The organism is Stenotrophomonas sp. 107298_Sma, assembly GCF_056480345.1.
Window position 1 is genome coordinate 380,001 of sequence record NZ_CM151094.1, and the last position, 18,688, is coordinate 398,688.

Sequence of the window (18,688 nt, forward strand, 5' to 3'; positions counted from 1 at the left end):
CCCGAGACTCAGTGAAATTGAAATCGCTGTGAAGATGCAGCGTTCCCGTGGCAAGACGGAAAGACCCCGTGAACCTTTACTATAGCTTTACACTGAACGTTGAGTTCGTCTGTGTAGGATAGGTGGGAGGCTATGAAACTGTGGCGCTAGCTGCAGTGGAGCCATCCTTGAAATACCACCCTGTCGTGCTTGACGTTCTAACCTGGGCCCATTATCTGGGTCGGGGACCGTGTATGGTGGGTAGTTTGACTGGGGCGGTCTCCTCCTAAAGAGTAACGGAGGAGCTCGAAGGTACGCTCAGCGCGGTCGGACATCGCGCACTGTGTGCAAAGGCATAAGCGTGCTTGACTGCAAGATCGACGGATCAAGCAGGTAGGAAACTAGGACTTAGTGATCCGGTGGTTCTGTATGGAAGGGCCATCGCTCAACGGATAAAAGGTACTCCGGGGATAACAGGCTGATACCGCCCAAGAGTTCATATCGACGGCGGTGTTTGGCACCTCGATGTCGGCTCATCACATCCTGGGGCTGTAGTCGGTCCCAAGGGTATGGCTGTTCGCCATTTAAAGTGGTACGCGAGCTGGGTTCAGAACGTCGTGAGACAGTTCGGTCCCTATCTGCCATGGGCGTTGGAGATTTGAGAGGGGCTGCTCCTAGTACGAGAGGACCGGAGTGGACGAACCTCTGGTGTTCCGGTTGTCACGCCAGTGGCATTGCCGGGTAGCTATGTTCGGAAGCGATAACCGCTGAAAGCATCTAAGCGGGAAGCGCGCCTCAAGATGAGATCTCCCGGGGCACAAGCCCCCTGAAGGAACCATATAGACTATGTGGTTGATAGGTCAGGTGTGTAAGTACAGCAATGTATTGAGCTAACTGATACTAATGATCCGTGTGGCTTGACCATATAACCTCAAGTTGCCTTGGCTTTACGACAACGTCGTAAGAGCATCCAAGTGCACGCTACGTCACAAGAACTATGCGAGGCTGGCGCCTTGTCCTCCGGGACGAGTGCGACTCTCCAAAAGCCTCCCTGGTGAAATTAGCGCTATGGAACCACCCGATCCCATCCCGAACTCGGAAGTGAAACGTAGCTGCGCCGATGGTAGTGTGGCCTAAGCCATGCGAGAGTAGGTCATCGCCAGGGTTTATACCCGAGAACCCCGCTGCTCACGCAGCGGGGTTTTTCTTATTAAGTGAAGGCACTGCTTTTTGAGTGGCTTCCGCCCCGAGGGCAAGATCGCGATGCTGGCGCTGCAAGCGCTGCTGCAACCGTCTCCCTGGTGAAATTAGCGCTATGGAACCACCCGATCCCATCCCGAACTCGGAAGTGAAACGTAGCTGCGCCGATGGTAGTGTGGCCTAAGCCATGCGAGAGTAGGTCATCGCCAGGGTTTACACCCAAAACCCCGCTGCTCACGCAGCGGGGTTTTTCTTTGTGCGCAGGAAATGCGGGTAGTGCCGGCCGCTGGCCGGCAACCCGATGGCGTTACATCACCCGGTAGATCCACGACATGCGTGGATGCCCTCCGCGAGGAATCACGGCGCCAACCAAGGTTGGCAGCTACCTAGGGCAGGCGAACCCACAGTAGATCCACGCAATGCGTGGATGGATTGTTCCCGCAAAGAGCGGCGCCAACCAAGGTTGGCATCTACCACCGCGCTGCAATCGCACGCACAAAAAAGCGGCGCCCTTGCGGGCGCCGCTTTGGATTGCTTCAGTACTGAGTCGAGCAGGCTCGACGCTACTTCGCCGCAGCCGGTGCCTTGTCCTTCATCATTGCATCGCGGGCCGCCTTGAACGGGTTGCCTGCATACCAGTTCGGCCAACGATCGCCGCCGGCCAGTTCCTTGCCGACGCCGTACATCAGTTGCAGGTCTTCGACAGTCCCGTCCAGCTTCCAGGTGGCCGCGTCGAACTCGTCCTTCGGGCCGTGGTAGCGGTTGGCGCCGTAGTCGGCTGCAGCCTTGCGGCCGGCGTCCACGCCACCCTCGCGCAGGTCCTCGCCACCATCGGCGTACAGGGCCGGCACGCCGGCCTTGGCGAAGTTGAAGTGATCCGAGCGGAAGTAGAAGCCACTCTGCACCGAGGTCTCACCGTGCAGGGTACGGTCCTGGGCCGCGGCCAGCGGCTTGAGAATGTCTTCCAGCTCCGAGCTGCCGAAACCGGTGACAGTCACATCCTTGGCACGGCCAGCCACCGACATCGCATCGATGTTGATCACGCCGGCGATCTTGTCCAGCGGGAAGGTGGGGTGCGTGACGTAGTACTTCGAACCCAGCAGGCCGGATTCTTCCAGGGTCACCGCCAGGAACACCACCGAACGCTCCGGCTTCGGATCCTGGTGGGCCATTGCTTCAGCCACCTCGAGGATGCCGGCCACGCCGGTCGCATTGTCGACTGCACCGTTGTAGATGTTGTCGCCGGTCTCGCCCTCGTGCTTGCCCAGGTGGTCCCAGTGCGCCATGTACAGCACGGCCTCGTCGGCACGCTTGCTGCCCGGCAGCACGCCCACCACATTGCGCGACTGCTTCCGCGCGATCTGGCTCTTCAGGTCGACCGCGGCGGTGGCCTTCAGCGGAACCGGCTTGAAGCCGCGCTTGCTGGCGTCCTTGTACGCCTGTGCCAGGTCCAGGCCGGCGCCGGCGAACAATGCCTTGGCGGCTTCCGCACTCAGCCAGCCCTGCACCGGGATGCGGGCTTCCGGGTCGTCCTTGGCCGGCAGGTCGTACTGCGGGCCCGCCCAGGAGTTCTTCACCACGTCCCAGCCATAGGAGGCGCCGGCGGTGTCGTGCACGATCAGCGCGGCGGCGGCGCCCTTGCGTGCGGCTTCCTCGAACTTGTAGGTCCAGCGGCCGTAGTAGGTCATGCGCTTGCCGTCGAACAGCTTCGCGTCATCGACGTGGAAGCCCGGATCGTTGACGAACATGACGACCGTCTTGCCCTTCCAGTCCTGGCCGGCGTAGTCGTTCCACTTCTGCTCCGGCGCATCGACGCCGTAGCCAACGAACACCAGGTCGCTGGCGTCGACCTTCACTTCGGCCTGGCCGGTACGGGTGCCCACCACCATGTCGGTACCGAACTTCAGTTCGGTGGTTTTGCCGCCCTGGGTGATCTTCAGCACGGTCGATTCGTTGGCCGTGGTCTCAGTCATCGGCACGTCCTGGAACCAGCTGTCGCCGTTGCCGGGCTGCAGGCCGATGCGCTGCATCTGGTCACGGATGTAGTTGACCGTCAGTTCTTCGCCCTTGCTACCCGGGGCGCGACCTTCGAACTCATCCGAGGCCAGGGTCTTGACCATCTCGGCGAAGTCCCCGGCGTTGATTTCCGGCGAGAACGAATGGGCTGCCGGCTTCGCAGCGGCAGTGTCAGTGGCCGGCGCGGGCGCCGGAGTATCTTCGCCTTTGCAGGCACTGAGCGCGGCCGCAGCGGCCAGGCACAGGAGGAGTTTGCGGGGCATCGTCGATTCCTGGAAAACAAAGGGCGGCCACACCTCGTGCGTGGCCGGTAACAGCGAGTATCACCGAACCGAATGGCCCGGTGCGCTCAATCCGCCGGAGCGGTTTCGGCGTCGAACGGGATCGGCTCGGCGCCGGTGACCGGCCCGATACGAGCGGTGCGATGCACGTACAGCACCACCTCGCGTTCGAACTGCAGTGGGCCGTTGACCACGGCGTTCGGGCCGATGATCACGCGCGGCTTGCGGCTGGCGGTGAGCGAGACGCTGAAGTTCGGCTTGCGCACATGCACGCCACCGTTCACCTGCGAACCGATGCCGACGGTGATATCGCCGTTGACGGTCTCCACGTCCTTGCCGACGCGGCTTTCGACCAGGCCGATGCCACCGTTCACGGTTTCGACGCCGCCTTCGATCTGGCTGCCGCGATCGCTGAAGATGCTGCCGTTAACCGTGCTGACGTCGCCACGGGCGATCACCTCGCGGCCCAGGCGCACGCCGCCGTTGACCGTCTCGATCTGGCCGGTGCGTGCGCGGTCGGCGACCTTCACCCCACCATTGACGGTGTCGATACTGCCGGTCTCGACGCCTTCGCCGACACGGATGCCGCCGTTGACGGTATCCAGTTTGCCGTAGCGCTGGCCGGCGTCGGCGCTGATGCTGCCGTTGACCTTGCTGATGTCTTCCTGGGCCGCAACCGGCCCGGTGGCCAGCAGCACGCCCAACAGCAGCGGAATGGAAAGAGTTTTCATGGGGACCTCGATGGATGTGCGGCTGGCAGGCCGCGTGCGGAGATGTCACCATTCCCCGGTACCCCCTGCAACTGCCTGAAGTCACTGGAAAGCCCTTGCGCGACAACGCCTTCCCATCACGCCGACATCACATCGCCGCCATCCGCGGCGGGCGCTGCCTGCTGCTGGGGCTGGCGTTGGCCCTTGCCCTGCCCTTGCCCGGTGCTGCGCAGACCACCCGCGAGACCGAGCGCAAGCTGCAGAAGCTGCGCACCGAACTGAAGGGCGTGGCGCAGGAGCGCCGGCAGATCGAAGGGCAGCGCGGCCAGGCATCACAGCAGCTGCGCGAGGCGGATGAGAAGGTGGCCCGCACCGGCCGTGCGCTTGCGCAGACAGAAACCGCGCTGCGCGAGCAGGGAAGGGCCCTGGCCGAGGCCGAACAACGCCGCAGCACGCTGCAGGCCAACCTCGCCCAGCAGCATCGCGAGCTGGCCGGCCTGCTGCGTGCGGCCTACCAGCTGGGCAACCACGCACCGTTGAAGCTGCTGCTGTCGCAGGACACGGTGGCCGATGCCAATCGCGCCCTGGCCTACCACCGCTACCTGCAGCGCGAGCGGGCAAAGCGCATCACCGCGCTGACTGCTGACCTGAAGGAGCTGGAGGCGCTGCAGGCGCAGATCGCTGAGCGCAAGCAGAAGCTGCAGGGCGCGCAGCAGAACCAGAAGCAGCAGGCAGCGGCGCTGGAAGTCGACCGCCGCGATCGCGCAAAGACTGTTGCCTCGCTGGACGAGCGCTTCAAGGACCAGCGCGAGAAAGAACAGGCGCTGGGCCAGGATGCCAAGGCGCTGGAAACGCTGCTGGCCAATCTGCGTGCGGCCGCCGCCCGTGCCGAGGCCGAGCGTCGCGCGGCTGCGCGCCGTGCGGCAGCGGAGAAGGCCGCCGCCGAACGTGCCGCACGCCAGGCGGCGGCACAGGGACGGCCGCCGCCGCCCACCAAGGTGCCGCCTGCCGTGGCCTCGGCGCCTGCGCCGAAGGTTGGAGGCCTGGGCTGGCCGTTGTCCGGCAATCTGCTGGCGCGCTATGGCGGCAAGTTGCCTGACGGCCGCACCAGCAGCGGTGTGCTGATCGGTGCACCGGCCGGCAGTACCGTTACTGCGGTGGCCGATGGCACCGTGGTGTTCTCCGACTGGATGACCGGCTACGGCATGATCCTGATCGTCGACCACGGCAACGGCTACATGAGCCTGTATGCCCACAACGACACCCTGCTGAAGGATGCCGGTGCCCGGGTCAGTCGTGGCGACGCGGTGGCCAAGGTCGGTAATTCCGGCGGCCAGGGCGTGACCGCGCTGTACTTCGAGCTGCGGCGTGGCGGGCAGCCGGTCAATCCGGACAGCTGGCTGCAGCGGCGCTGAATCCAGCGCTACCGCAGGCATGGCGGATTCAACGGGAATTTAGCTGTGCTTCGCGCATAATCGGCGCATGTGCCTTGGGCACGATGCCATCGTCGACAGGAGTGATCCATGCGCGCAGCCCGTACCGCCACCCTCTTGCTGGCTCTGTTGCCAGCGCTGTCCTGGGCGCAGCAGACCGCGCCCGCCCCGAGCCAGGAAACCAGCGGGCAGGCGGCGAACAGCGAGGAGGCGGTGACCTCGAAGGTGCCGCTGGAAGAGATCCGCCGTTTCGTGGCCGTGTACAACGCGGTGCGTGCCGCCTACGTCGACCCGGTCGATGACAAGAAGCTGATGCAGTCGGCGGTGCGCGGCCTGCTGCTCGACCTTGATCCGCACAGCACCTATTTCAACAAGGAAGACGCGCAGGCTTTCGACGAACAGGCCAGCGGCGCCTACGAAGGCATTGGCGTGGAGCTGCAGCAGCAGCCGGACAACGCCAGCATGAAGGTGATCGCGCCGATCGACGACACGCCGGCGGCCAAGGCCGGCATCCTCGCTGGTGACCTGATCATCGCCATCGATGGCAAGCCGATCAGCGCGATCGACGCCAGCGAGCCGCTGCGGGGCGCCGCCGGAAGCAAGGTGGTGCTGACCATCGTGCGCGAAGGCAAGCCCAAGCCGTTCGATGTCAGCCTCACCCGCCAGACCATCCGCGTGACCAGTGTGAAGAGCCGCATGCTCGAACCGGGTTACGCCTACATCCGCCTGAGCACCTTCCAGGCCGATACCGGTTCTGATTTCCAGAAGCACGTGCAGCAGCTGCAGAAGCAGTCCGGTGGTCAGCTCAAGGGTCTGGTGCTGGATCTGCGCAGCAACCCGGGTGGCCTGCTGACCGCCGCCGTGCAGGTGGCCGATGATCTGCTCGACAAGGGCAATATCGTCAGCACCCGTGGCCGCATCAGCATCAGCGATGCACGCTTCGATGCGACCCCTGGCGATCTGTTGAAGGGCGCACCGGTGGTGGTGCTGGTCGACGCTGGTTCGGCCAGCGCATCGGAAGTGCTGGCCGGCGCGCTGCGCGACAACAAGCGTGCGCGCGTGGTCGGCAGCCGCACCTTCGGCAAGGGCTCGGTGCAGACCGTGCTGCCGCTGGACAACGGCGATTCGGTGAAGCTGACCACGGCGCGCTATTACACGCCCAGCGGCAAGTCGATCCAGGCCACCGGTATCGTGCCGGAGGTCGAGCTGAAGCCTGCGGCGCGCCCGGAAGAAGAGGCGCTGCCGGCCAGCCTGAGCGACTACAGCGAAGCGACCCTGCCGGGCCACCTGCGCGGCGACGACGAAGGCACCGAGGGCTACCACGCCGGTGCGGTACTGCCGGGTGATGGCCCGATCAACGATGCGCTGGCCGAGCTGAAGAATCCCGGTTCGGTGGCTGCACGGTTGAAGGCCGAAGCGGCGAAGGCCGCTGCGGCCAAGGCTGCGAAAACGGCGGCCGCGAAGCCGGAGGCCACGCCGGATGCGAAGGCCGAGCCGAAGGCGGAGAGCAAGCCGGAAGCAAAGCCCGCTCCGGCCCCGGTCAAGCCCTGACGGTAGTGCCGGGCCATGCCCGGCGACGAAACCCGCAGTCGAGCACGCTTGACGCTACGAACGAGCGGGTGAGCGTGGAGCTGGCCAGCGGCCGGCACCACCGGACCGGTCAGAATCCGTGGCGCTTGCGCAGCTTGCGGGCGATCGCGGCGCGCACGTAGACCCCGTACACCAGGCCGAACATGAAGCCACCGATGTGCGCCCACCAGGCGACCATGCCGAAGCTCGGGCCGATGTGGGCGAACACCACCTGCAGGGCGGCCCAGACGCCGATCAGCAGGTAGGCCGGGGCGCGCACGAACTCCAAGAACAGGCCGAGCGGGATCACCACGCCCAGCCGCGCGCCCGGGAACAGCGCCAGGTAGGCGCCGATCAAGGCCGAGACCGCGCCGCTGGCGCCGATGATGATCTGGTCCGGGCTGCCCATGGTGTAGATCGCCACCAGGTTGGAGACCGCACCGCCGACCAGGAACAGCAGCAGCAACCGCCACGGGCCCAGCACCCGTTCGGCGGGCAGGCCGAAGATCAACAGGAACACCAGGTTGCCCAGCAGGTGTGACCAGTCTGCGTGCAGGAACAGGGCCGTGAACAGTCGCAGCACGCTGCCGTCCTGCAGGGTCGCCCACCAGTCCAGCGGATGGGTCAGGCCGGTGGACAGGGCGCCCCAGTCCAGCCAGAGGCTGCCCCGGGCGTCGTCCGGACGCGAGATCGACCACAGGAACGCCAGCCACAGTGCCGCAAACAGCACGGGCGTGGCCCAGCGCAGGGCCGCCTTCTTGCGCGACGGGAGGGAGACGAACATGGGCAATAGCCTAGCGTGCGGGCGCCTGCGGCGGGATTTGTCCTGTTCAGCTTTTGAGACGAAAAAAGCGCCTGCGCTGTTATTGTTTCATTAACAGCTCTGGGTAATACTCGCATACGGCGTCGTATGTCGGGAGGGGAATCCGGCGCGCTCCGAAGGGCCCCAAGGCCTGCCGGGCGCAGGCGCACTCAGAGCACCATCACCGCTTACCGGAGAGAGAACTACGATGCAAACCGCTTCCACCATTGCCCGACTGACCCTGCTGGCCGTCGGCGTTGCCGGTGCGCTGGCCGCCGCCGATGCCAACGCTGCCGCCTTCCAGCTGAAGGAAAACAGCGCCAAGGGCCTCGGCCGCGCGTTCGCCGGTTCCGGCAGCGCCGAGGGCGACGCCTCCATCATCGCCGTCAACCCGGCCGGCATGCGCCAGCTGGAAGGCACGATGGTCCAGGGCGACCTGAGCGCCATCAGCTTCAAGGCCGAGTTCAAGGGCCAGGGCCGCAATGCGGCAGGCCGCCCGCAGACCGGTGGTGACGGCGGCGACGCCGGCATGATCGCTCCGGTTCCGGCCGCGTACTTCCACATGCCGGTCGGCGAGAAGGCCCACTTCGGTGTGTCGCTGACCGCACCGTTCGGCTTCAAGACCGAATACGACAACGGTTGGGTCGGTCGCTACAGCGGCCTGAAGACCGACCTGAAGGCCATCGACCTCGGCTTCGCCGCATCGTATGACGTCAACCCGTACGTGTCCTTCGGCGCGTCGGTGTTCGTCGAGCACCTGACCATCGAGCTGAGCAACGCCGTCGACTACGGCAGCATCCTGGCCGGCGCCGGTGCTCCGGGCTTCGCCCCGGGCAGTTCGGATGGCACCCTGAAGATCGAGGGTGACAACAATGCCGTGGGCTGGACCGTTGGTGGCCTGTTCTCGATCGACGAGAACACCCACATCGGCCTGAGCTACCGTTCCAAGGTCGAGCACAAGATCACCGGTGGTGATGCGACCTTCAGCGGCGCCGACCGCGCCCGTTCCCTGCTGACCAACTCGCCGCGTACTCGCGGTTGGTTCATGGACACCAGCGGCAAGGCCACGGTGACCATGCCGGCCTCGGCCACCCTGAGCGTGACCCACAAGGTCAACGACCGCTGGACCGTGATGGGCGACGTGACCCGTACCGCCTGGTCGACCGCGTTTGACAGCGTGACCGTTGACTACGCTTCGCCGCAGCCCGATTCGGTTCTGGAGTTCGGCTACCGCGACACCACCTTCGTGTCGCTGGGCGCCGACTACAAGCTGAGCGACACCGTCACCCTGCGCGGTGGTGTTGCACTGGACCAGACCCCGACCACCGACGCCCACCGCGACGTCCGCGTGCCGGATACCAGCCGCAAGTGGCTGTCGCTGGGCGTGGGCTGGACCCCGTCGCAGAACACCGAGTGGAACATTGGTTATACCCACCTGTTCACCAGCGATCCGAACGTGAACGTGCCGGCGACCACCGCCAACCAGGGCAACTCGCTGTCGGGCAAGTACAAGGTCCGTGGCGACGTGCTGGCAGCTTCGTTCCAGTACAAGTTCTGATTCGGGCTTCCGCCTGACGCAGTACACGGAAGGCCCCGCGCAAGCGGGGCCTTCTTCTTTTGTGGCCTCGGGTCATCCACGCGTGGCGTGGATCTGCTGAAGAGCACCGCCATCCACGGCGTGGATCCACGACAATAGCGCCATGAACCTGTCCGACCCGAACTTCCAGCTGGAGCTGGCTGCCAACATCGCCGTCGCCGGCTCGATCCTGCTGGCCGGGCGCAACAACGTGCACACCTGGTGGCTGGGCATCGTCGGCTGTGCGCTGTTTGCCGCGGTGTTCGAGCGCTCGCATCTGTATGCCGACATGGTGCTGCAGTTCTTCTTCATCGCCATCAGCGTGCTGGGCTGGTGGCAGTGGCTGCGCGGCGACCATGGTGCGCCGCTGCCGATCACCTCGCTGCGACCACGTGCATGGGCCTGGCTGGCGCCGCTGGCGGTGGTGGCGACCTTCGGCTACGGCTGGATGCTGACCCGCCTGACCAATGCCTATGCGCCGTACATCGATTCGGCGGTGCTGGTGCTGAGCGTGATCGCGCAGATCCTGATGATGCGACGCAAGCTGGAATCGTGGTGGGTGTGGCTGCTGGTGAATACCGTCGCGGTGCCGCTGTACTACAGCCGTGGCCTGCACCTGACCTCGATCCTGTACGTGGGCTTCTGGATCAACGCGCTGGTGGCATTGCGCCACTGGCGCAATCTGATGCGGGTGTAGCGCCGAGCCCATGCTCGGCTGCACCGTGCAAGCTGAGCATGGGCTCGGCGCTACAGGAAACAAGGCACAAAAAACCCCGCTTTCGCGGGGTTTTTCGTTTGCCGCATGACGCCTGGGATCAGTCGCCCAGGGTCAGCAGCGAGGCATTGCCGCCGGCAGCGGTGGTGTTCACCGTCACCGTCTTTTCGGTGGCGAAGCGCAGCAGGTAGTGCGGGCCGCCGGCCTTGGGGCCGGTGCCGGACAGGCCCTGGCCGCCGAACGGCTGCACGCCGACCACCGCACCGATCTGGTTGCGGTTGACGTAGACGTTGCCGACGTGGACGCCGTTGCTGATGCGGTCGACGGTTTCGTCGATGCGCGAATGCACGCCCAGGGTCAGGCCATAGCCGGTGGCGTTGATCTGGTCGATCACCGCGTCGAGCTGGTCGCCCTTCCAGCGGATCACGTGCAGGACCGGCCCGAAGATTTCCTTCTGCAGCTGGCCCAGGTCCTTCAGTTCGTACGCACGCGGTGCGAAGAAGGTGCCGTTGGCCGCTTCGGCGGACAGTTCCGCCGCAGCGATCAGGCGCGCTTCGCGGTCCATGCGTTCGGCGTGGTCCTGCAGGATCTTCAGTGCATCGGCGTCGATCACCGGGCCGACGTCGGTGGACAGCAGGCCGGGGTTGCCGACCTTCAGTTCCTTCATCGCACCGGCCAGCATGGTCATCACCTTGTCGGCGATGTCGTCCTGCACGAACAGCACGCGCGCGGCCGAGCAGCGCTGGCCGGCCGAGGTGAAGGCCGAACCAATCGCATCCTTGACCAGCTGTTCCGGCAGCGCCGAGGAGTCGGCGATGAAGGCGTTCTGGCCACCGGTTTCGGCAATCAGCACGCCGATGGCGGCGTCACGTGCGGCCATCGCGCGGTTGATCGCACGGGCGGTCTCGGTGGAGCCGGTGAAGGCCACGCCGGCCACGCGCGGGTCGGCGGTCAGCGCGGCGCCCACGGTCGCGCCGTCGCCCGGCAGGTACTGCACCACGTCGGCCGGCACGCCGGCATCGTGCAGCAGCTTCACTGCGTAGTAGCCGATCAGGTTGGTCTGCTCGGCCGGCTTGGCGATGACGCTGTTGCCGGCGGCCAGTGCGGCAGCCACCTGGCCGAGGAAGATCGCCAGCGGGAAGTTCCACGGGCTGATGCAGACGAACACGCCGCGGCCATGCAGCTGCAGTTCGTTGGATTCGCCGGTCGGGCTGGGCAGCTTCTCGGCGTGACTGAACTGCTCGCGTGCCTGCTTGGCGTAGTAGCGCAGGAAGTCCACGGCTTCGCGTACTTCGGCGATGCCGTCGGGCAGGCTCTTGCCGGCTTCCTTCACGCACAGCGCCATGAATTCGGGCATGCGCGCTTCCAGCTGGTCGGCGGCGTGCTCGAGGATGGCAGCGCGGCTGGCCGCCGGGGTGCGGTTCCAGGCCGGCTGTGCGGCCACGGCATTGGCCAGTGCCTTCTGCACGGTGGCGGCATCGGCGGCCTGCCACTGGCCGACCACCTCGCGGGTATCGGCGGGGTTGGTCACCGGCTGTGCGGCGCCGGCCGGGTTGGCACCCGGCACCAGCGGCGCGGCCGACCAGGGCTTCACTGCAGCGTTGAGCTGCTCGGCCAGGGCGCGCAGTTCGTTGTCGTTGGCGAGGTTGGCGCCCATGGAGTTCTTCCTGTCGTGGTTCTGGCTGCGCAGCAGGTCAACCGGCAGCGGGATCTTGGGGTGCGGAATCGATTCGAACGAGGACACCATCTCGACCGGATCGCGGATCAGGTCGGCGATCGGCACGCGCTCGTCGGTGATGCGGTTGACGAAGCTGGAGTTGGCGCCGTTTTCCAGCAGGCGGCGCACCAGGTACGGCAGCAGGTCTTCATGCGAACCAACCGGCGCGTACACGCGGCACGGCAGGTTCAAGCGGTCGGCCGGCACCACTTCGGCGTACAGGTCGTCGCCCATGCCGTGCAGCTTCTGGTGCTCGTAGACGCCGCCATTGGCGATGCTGCGCACCGCCGCGATGGTGTGCGCGTTGTGCGTGGCGAACATCGGGTAGATCGCGTCGGCATGGGTAAACAGACGCTTGGCACACGCCAGGTAGGACACGTCGGTATTCTGCTTGCGGGTGAACACCGGGTAGCCGGCATAGCCTTCGATCTGCGCGCGCTTGATCTCGGCGTCCCAGTAGGCACCCTTGACCAGGCGCACCTGCAGGCGACGACCGGCGCGGCGCGCCATGTCGGCCAGGTGGTCGATCGTGTACGGCGTACGCTTCTGGTAAGCCTGCACGACCACGCCGAAGCCATCCCAGCCGGCCAGCGAGGCATCGCCGAACACCTGCTCGATGATGTCCAGCGACAGTTCCAGGCGATCGGACTCTTCGGCGTCGACGGTGCAGCCGATGCCGTAGCTCTTGGCCAGCTGTGCCAGTTCCAGCACGCCTGGTACCAGGTCCTTCAGCACGCGCGCGCGCTTGGCGTGCTCGTAGCGCGGGTACAGCGCCGACAGCTTGATGGAGATGCCCGGGGCGTTGTTGACGTCGCCGTCCGGGCGGCCACCGCGGGCCTTGTGGTCACCACCGATGGCGTGGATCGCACGACGGTAGTCCTCCAGGTAGCGCAGCGCGTCCTTCATGGTCAGCGCGCCTTCGCCCAGCATGTCGAAGGAGTAGCGGTAGCTGGCGTTGTCGCCCTTGTGCGAGCGCGACAGTGCTTCGCTGATGGTGCGGCCCATGACGAACTGGTGGCCCATGATCTTCATCGCCTGGCGCACGGCCAGGCGCACCACCGGTTCACCCACGCGGCCGACCAGGCGCTTGAACGCGCTGGGCGCATCAGCGCGGGTGGCATCGTTCATCTGCACCAGCTTGCCAGTCAGCATCAGGCCCCAGGTGGAGGCGTTGACCAGCACCGAGTCGCTGCCGCCCAGGTGCTTTTCCCAGTCGGCATCGGCCAGCTTGTCGCGGATCAGCTTGTCGGCGGTGTCCTGGTCCGGAATGCGCAGCAGCGCTTCGGCCACGCACATCAGCAGCACGCCTTCCTCGCTGCCCAGGTCGTACTGGCGCATGAAGGCTTCGATCGCCCCCTGGTCCTTGGCGCGCACGCGCACCCGGCCGACCAGATCGGCGGCCAGCGCCTGCACCTTGGCCTGTTCCTCGGCGGGCAGGCGGGCCTGCGCCAGCAGTTCGCGCACGTGGCTGGCCTCGTCCTTCAACCAGCCATCGGTGATGGCCTGGCGGAACGGGTTGGGGGACGCCGGCAGTTCCGGCGACAGCAGCGCGCCGGGACGCGGAGCGTCGCTGGCGGCAGGGGAGGAGAAGGGTGCGTTCATGCCGGTCCGGCCAATGGAAAACTTGGCGATTTTAATCATTTTTGCGTCTTGGGGAAGTGCCCCGCAGCCACCTTCGTGAAGGGCTGATAGCCTCTAACGGTGGTGGGTTCAGCCTGTTCAGAAAGTCCTGCAGAATTTGTGCCGAATTCGTCATTCGCGTTGCCGGGGTCATGCTGTGTTGCAGCATCGGAAAAAGTGTGAATGCACCCTTGCTACTGGCGAGAGGGCGGGGCTACCATCGAGACGTTTCCCGCGGCAGGAACGCGGTTGCGACATGATCGAGGTGCTTACAGCTCCAGATGGATCAGGTACGCAGCTGCGACTGCGTCCCCCACGGGCGCTCGATGCCCGGCAGTTCGTCCTGTTGTTTGCTGTGTTGTCGGGAGCGATGTGGCTGGTGTCCGCCCTCGGGTGGTTGGCCGGCAATGCATTCGCCCCCCTGTTCGCGCTGCTGTACAGCCTGCTGTTGGCAGTCGCGTTGCGCGCGTTGTGGCGCAGCGGTGAACGGCAGGAGGAGATCCGGGTAGTGCCAGCGTGCGTGGAGGTCATCCCCGTACCTGGTGGATCGCCGGTGTTCCGGGCCCATCCCCACTGGGTGCGCCTGCTCACCGACGACGAGAAGGTCCGGCTGGCATCCAGCGGCCGGCAGGTGGAGGTGGGGAGTTTCCTCGCGCCGGCCGAACGTCAAACGCTTGTTGAAACGCTTGAAGATTTGCTCGCCGCCAGCGATGGCGGCAACCGACGACGCTAAGGGTCTAGGCAATGAAGCAAAGCAGAGGGTGGGGCACGAAGTGCGTTGCAATGGTCGCCACGATGGCGGCCCTGCTGTCGATGCCGGGGACGGCACTGGCCCAGGCGGCCGATCCAAAGCCGTGGCAGCTGAACATGGGCAAGGGGGTGACCCAGACCTCACGCCTGGCCTGGGAATCGAACAATCTCTCGCTGATCGTCTGTACGGTGATCGGCGTGATCGTGTTCGGCGCCATGGCCTACGCCATGTTCAAGTTCCGCAAGTCGAAAGGCGCGGTGGCCGCCACCTTCAGCCACAACACCAAGGCCGAAATCATCTGGACAGTGATCCCGGTGATCATCCTGGTGGTGATGGCGTGGCCGGCCACGGCCAACCTGATCAAGATGTACGACACCCGCGATGCCGAGATGACCGTGAAGGTCACCGGTTACCAGTGGATGTGGAAGTACGAATACCTCGGTGAGAACGTCACCTTCACCAGCCGCCTGGACCGTGAATCCGATCGCATGCGGCAGAGTGGCAAGGTGCCGACCCGCGAGAGCCATCCGCATTACCTGCTGGACGTGGACAACCGGCTGGTTTTGCCGGTTGATACCAAGGTGCGCTTCGTCATCACCTCCGACGACGTGATCCACGCCTGGTGGGTGCCGGCGCTGGGCTGGAAGCAGGACGCCATTCCCGGCTTCATCAACGAAGCCTGGACCAGCATCGAGCAGCCCGGTGTCTACCGCGGCCAGTGCGCGGAGCTGTGCGGCAAGGACCATGGCTTCATGCCGATCGTGGTCGAGGCGGTGTCCAAGGAAGAATTCAAGCAGTGGCTGGCGCAGCGCAAACCCGCGCCTGCACCGGCAGCGCCTGCCGCGCCCGCCGAACCCACCGCACCTGCCAGTGAAACGCCGGCGCAGCCGGCGGCACCGGCAGCCGCCGAGGCCGGCAACGCGCCTGCGGCGGCGGCCAGCGGAGCCTGATGTAACTGCCCGCGGCCGTATCGCGGCTGCGGCGACAACCGATCCTGAGAGGTGTTTTGCAATGGCGCACTCGGCAGTTGGGCACGACGATCACCATCACCCGCAGAGCTTCTTCGAGCGTTGGTTCTTCTCGACCAACCACAAGGACATCGGCACGCTGTACCTGGGTTTCAGCTTCATCATGTTCGTCATCGGCGCGTTCATGAGCGTGCTGATCCGGCTGGAACTGGCCCAGCCCGGCATCCAGTACATCCGTCCGGAAATCTTCAACCAGCTGACCACCGTACACGCGCTGGTGATGATCTTCGGCGGGGTGATGCCGGCCTTCGTCGGCCTGGCCAACTGGATGATCCCATTGCAGATCGGCGCGCCGGACATGGCGCTGCCGCGCATGAACAACTGGTCGTTCTGGCTGCTGCCGGTGGCCTTCAGCCTGCTGCTGCTGACCTTCCTGCTGCCCGGTGGCGCGCCGGCCGGTGGCTGGACGCTGTACCCGCCGCTGTCGCTGCAGGGCGGCTACAACGTGGCGTTCACCGTGTTCGCCATCCACGTGGCCGGCATCAGTTCGATCATGGGCGCGATCAACATCATCGCCACGGTGCTGAACATGCGCGCGCCCGGCATCGACCTGCTGAAGATGCCGATCTTCTGCTGGGCCTGGCTGATTACCGCGTTCCTGCTGATCGCGGTGATGCCGGTGCTGGCCGGTGCGGTGACGATGCTGCTGACCGACAAGTTCTTCGGCACCAGCTTCTTCAATGCGGCCGGTGGTGGTGACCCGGTGATGTTCCAGCACATCTTCTGGTTCTTCGGCCATCCCGAGGTCTACATCATGATCCTGCCCGCCTTCGGCGTGGTCAGCGAGATCATCCCGACCTTCAGCCGCAAGCCGCTGTTCGGCTACCAGGCGATGGTGTACGCCACCGCCGCCATCGCGTTCCTGTCGTTCATCGTCTGGGCCCACCACATGTTCACCGTGGGCATGCCGCTGGGCGGCGAGATCTACTTCATGTTCGCCACCATGCTGATCTCGATCCCGACCGGCGTGAAGGTGTTCAACTGGGTGAGCACGATGTGGCGTGGCTCGCTGACGTTCGAGGCGCCGATGTTGTGGTCGGTGGCCTTCGTGATCCTGTTCACCATCGGTGGATTCTCCGGCCTGATGCTGGCCATCGTGGCGGCTGACTTCCAGTACCACGACACCTACTTCGTGGTCGCCCACTTCCACTACGTGCTGGTGACCGGCGCGGTGTTCGCGCTGATAGCGGCGGTGTACTACTGGTGGCCGAAGTGGACCGGCCGCATGTACAGCGAGAAGTGGGCCAAGGTGCACTTCTGGTGGTCGATCGTGTTCGTCAACCTGCTGTTCTTCCCGCAGCATTTCCTGGGCCTGGCCGGCATGCCGCGCCGCATCCCCGATTACTCGGTGGCGTTCGCCGACTGGAACCTGATCAGCTCGATCGGTGCGTTCGGCATGTTCGCCACGCCGTTCATGATGGCTGCGATCCTGCTGTCCTCGCTGCGCAATGGCGAGAAGGCCGAGGCCCGCTCCTGGGAAGGTGCGCGCGGCCTGGAATGGACGCTGCCGTCGCCGGCACCGGCGCATACCTTCACCACGCCGCCAACGATCCGCCCGGGCGACCTGGCCCACGACGATATCGGTCATTGAGGTGATGCATGCATAACGAGAGCCCGATCACCCCGGCCAGAGCCGAGCCACGCTTGGCCGCAAGCGCATCGGCAGGCCAGCGGCCGGGCACCGCGCCGCTTTATGCGGAGCAGCGCCAGCGCGCCAGGCGCACCGCGTTGTGGGTGGGCGCGATCGCCGTGCTGGTGTACGTCGGCTTCATCCTCAGCGGCGTGATCGGTCGATGAGCGAAACACCGGCCACCGCTCCGTCACGCAGCGCCGGCCTGCCGCGCCTGATCGGCGTTGCGGTGGTGGTGTTCCTGCTGACGTTCTCGCTGGTACCGCTGTATCGCATCGCCTGCGAGAAGGTATTCGGCGTGCGCCTGGAACGTGGCCCGGGCAGCGAAGCCAGTACCGGTGCTGCTACCGGCAAACGCACCGTGCGGGTGGAATTCGATGGTGGCGTCAATTCGCGGCTGCCGTGGTCGTTCCATCCCGAGCAGCTGACCATGGATGTGGTGCCTGGCGAGCTCAACGAAGCTCTGTACTTCGCCCGCAACGACAGCCAGCAGGCCGTGGTCGGCAGCGCGGTGCCGTCGGTGGCGCCGGCACGCGCGTCCGGGTTCTTCAGCAAGACCGAGTGCTTCTGCTTCACTGCGCAGACCCTGCAGGCCGGCGAGAAGCGTGACATGCCGGTGCGCTTCATCGTCGATCCGGACCTGCCGCCGGAAATCCGCACGATCACCTTGTCCTACACCTTCTACCGCAACGATGCGTTGTCCGATCGGCTGGCGCCCGCCGCCACGTCGGAAGGCGCCCACGCTGCTCCCTGACCCGGATACCGACCATGGCCCAGACACCTACCGACGCCAACGTGTACTTCGTCCCGGCCCAGAGCAAGTGGCCGTTCGTCGGTTCCATCGCGATGATGGTGACCATGGTCGGCGTGGCCAGTTGGCTCAATGACGCCAGCTGGGGCCGCTGGACCTTCTACATCGGCGTGGCGATGTTGGTGCTGACCCTGTTCTGGTGGTTCAGCGACGTGGTGCGCGAATCGCAGGCCGGCAACTACAACCATCAGGTCGATGGGTCATTCCGGATGGGGATGATCTGGTTCATCTTCTCCGAAGTGATGTTCTTCGGTGCGTTCTTCGGCGCGCTGTTCTACACCCGCAACCTGGGCCTGTCGTGGCTCAGTGGCGAAGGCCGCGGGGTGATGACCAACGAACTGCTCTGGCAGGGCTACTCGGCGGGTTGGCCCACCAATGGCCCGGCGGCGATCGGTGGCACATTCCAGACCATTCCGGCCTGGGGCCTGCCACTGATCAATACGCTGATCCTGCTGACCTCCGGCGTGACCCTGACCATCGCCCATCACGCGCTGAAGGCCGGTAACCGCCGCCAGCTGCTGATCTGGCTGGGCCTGACCGTGGTGCTCGGCCTCGGCTTCCTGACCCTGCAGGCGGAGGAGTACATCCACGCCTACAAGGAACTGAACCTGACGCTCGGTTCGGGCATCTACGGTTCGACGTTCTTCATGCTGACAGGCTTCCACGGCGCGCACGTGCTGCTGGGCACGATCATGCTGATCGTGATGTGGCTGCGTTCGGCGAAGGGACACTTCACCCGCGACAACCATTTCGGTTTCGAAGCCGCCGCGTGGTACTGGCACTTCGTCGACGTGGTGTGGCTGATGCTCTTCATGTTCGTCTACGTGCTTTGACCGAGCACGTATCGGTG

At 65.3% G+C, this 18,688-nt stretch carries 14 protein-coding genes and 3 rRNA genes (1 of these 17 running past the window's edge); 13 read left to right on the top strand and 4 right to left on the bottom strand.

The genetic code is table 11. The features are described from left to right. From ACZK2G_RS01770 to rrf (ACZK2G_RS01780), 3 genes are all read left to right on the top strand, one after another. A 23S ribosomal RNA gene (locus tag ACZK2G_RS01770) occupies window positions 1-904 on the top strand (it extends 1,976 nt beyond the left edge of the window). Window positions 905-1,029: 125 nt separating this feature from the next. Then, a 5S ribosomal RNA gene (gene rrf, locus ACZK2G_RS01775) occupies window positions 1,030-1,144 on the top strand. Window positions 1,145-1,276: 132 nt separating this feature from the next. Further along, window positions 1,277-1,391: ribosomal RNA gene (rrf, locus tag ACZK2G_RS01780) — 5S ribosomal RNA — on the top strand. A gap of 351 nt (window positions 1,392-1,742) precedes the next feature. On the opposite strand, the gene ACZK2G_RS01785 is transcribed toward rrf (ACZK2G_RS01780), so the two are convergent. Next, complete coding sequence (locus ACZK2G_RS01785) at window positions 1,743-3,458, bottom strand: M28 family metallopeptidase (RefSeq protein WP_478474499.1); 1,716 nt, start codon at window positions 3,456-3,458, stop codon at window positions 1,743-1,745. An 86-nt stretch (window positions 3,459-3,544) separates the two neighbouring features. Beyond that, on the bottom strand, window positions 3,545-4,207 hold the full coding sequence (locus ACZK2G_RS01790; RefSeq protein WP_447780708.1) for a DUF4097 family beta strand repeat-containing protein: 663 nt from the start codon (window positions 4,205-4,207) through the stop codon (window positions 3,545-3,547). A gap of 95 nt (window positions 4,208-4,302) precedes the next feature. Here ACZK2G_RS01790 and ACZK2G_RS01795 point away from each other — a divergent pair, with 95 nt between their 5' ends. Together ACZK2G_RS01795 and ACZK2G_RS01800 are read left to right on the top strand one after the other, a co-directional pair. Further along, window positions 4,303-5,601 (top strand): murein hydrolase activator EnvC family protein, encoded by a 1,299-nt coding sequence (locus tag ACZK2G_RS01795; RefSeq protein ID WP_136639625.1) that lies wholly within the window; start codon window positions 4,303-4,305, stop codon window positions 5,599-5,601. 108 nt (window positions 5,602-5,709) lie between these two features. Next, window positions 5,710-7,170, top strand: a complete 1,461-nt coding sequence (locus tag ACZK2G_RS01800; RefSeq protein ID WP_478474500.1) for a S41 family peptidase — start codon at window positions 5,710-5,712, stop codon at window positions 7,168-7,170. Window positions 7,171-7,279: 109 nt separating this feature from the next. On the opposite strand, the gene ACZK2G_RS01805 is transcribed toward ACZK2G_RS01800, so the two are convergent. Further along, complete coding sequence (locus ACZK2G_RS01805; RefSeq protein WP_004138280.1) at window positions 7,280-7,972, bottom strand: rhomboid family intramembrane serine protease; 693 nt, start codon at window positions 7,970-7,972, stop codon at window positions 7,280-7,282. A gap of 226 nt (window positions 7,973-8,198) precedes the next feature. On the opposite strand from ACZK2G_RS01805, the gene ACZK2G_RS01810 reads away from it, so the two are divergent. Both ACZK2G_RS01810 and pnuC read left to right on the top strand, forming a co-directional pair. Next, entirely contained in the window at window positions 8,199-9,548 is a 1,350-nt protein-coding gene (locus ACZK2G_RS01810; RefSeq protein ID WP_046983902.1) for an outer membrane protein transport protein, read from the top strand. 142 nt (window positions 9,549-9,690) lie between these two features. Then, entirely contained in the window at window positions 9,691-10,263 is a 573-nt protein-coding gene (pnuC, locus tag ACZK2G_RS01815) for a nicotinamide riboside transporter PnuC (RefSeq protein WP_019338979.1), read from the top strand. Window positions 10,264-10,381: 118 nt separating this feature from the next. Here pnuC and putA read toward each other — a convergent pair whose 3' ends face one another. Then, window positions 10,382-13,600, bottom strand: a complete 3,219-nt coding sequence (gene putA / locus ACZK2G_RS01820; protein ID WP_478474502.1) for a bifunctional proline dehydrogenase/L-glutamate gamma-semialdehyde dehydrogenase PutA — start codon at window positions 13,598-13,600, stop codon at window positions 10,382-10,384. Window positions 13,601-13,874: 274 nt separating this feature from the next. Between putA and ACZK2G_RS01825 the strand changes: the two genes are divergently transcribed. The 6 genes from ACZK2G_RS01825 to ACZK2G_RS01850 all read left to right on the top strand — a co-directional run bounded on the left by ACZK2G_RS01825 (window position 13,875) and on the right by ACZK2G_RS01850 (window position 18,671). After that, a complete protein-coding gene (locus ACZK2G_RS01825; protein WP_046983900.1) occupies window positions 13,875-14,351 on the top strand; it encodes a DUF2244 domain-containing protein in 477 nt (158 codons plus the stop codon). An 11-nt stretch (window positions 14,352-14,362) separates the two neighbouring features. After that, entirely contained in the window at window positions 14,363-15,319 is a 957-nt protein-coding gene (coxB, locus tag ACZK2G_RS01830; RefSeq protein ID WP_253079362.1) for a cytochrome c oxidase subunit II, read from the top strand. A gap of 61 nt (window positions 15,320-15,380) precedes the next feature. Then, entirely contained in the window at window positions 15,381-16,988 is a 1,608-nt protein-coding gene (gene ctaD, locus ACZK2G_RS01835; protein WP_025878294.1) for a cytochrome c oxidase subunit I, read from the top strand. An 8-nt stretch (window positions 16,989-16,996) separates the two neighbouring features. Beyond that, entirely contained in the window at window positions 16,997-17,194 is a 198-nt protein-coding gene (locus ACZK2G_RS01840) for a hypothetical protein (protein ID WP_136639629.1), read from the top strand. Next, entirely contained in the window at window positions 17,191-17,781 is a 591-nt protein-coding gene (locus tag ACZK2G_RS01845; protein WP_025878292.1) for a cytochrome c oxidase assembly protein, read from the top strand. The genes ACZK2G_RS01840 and ACZK2G_RS01845 overlap by 4 nt, the downstream gene beginning before the upstream one ends. Window positions 17,782-17,795: 14 nt before the next feature. After that, window positions 17,796-18,671, top strand: a complete 876-nt coding sequence (locus tag ACZK2G_RS01850; protein WP_046983897.1) for a cytochrome c oxidase subunit 3 — start codon at window positions 17,796-17,798, stop codon at window positions 18,669-18,671. The last annotated feature ends 17 nt before the right edge of the window (window positions 18,672-18,688 follow it).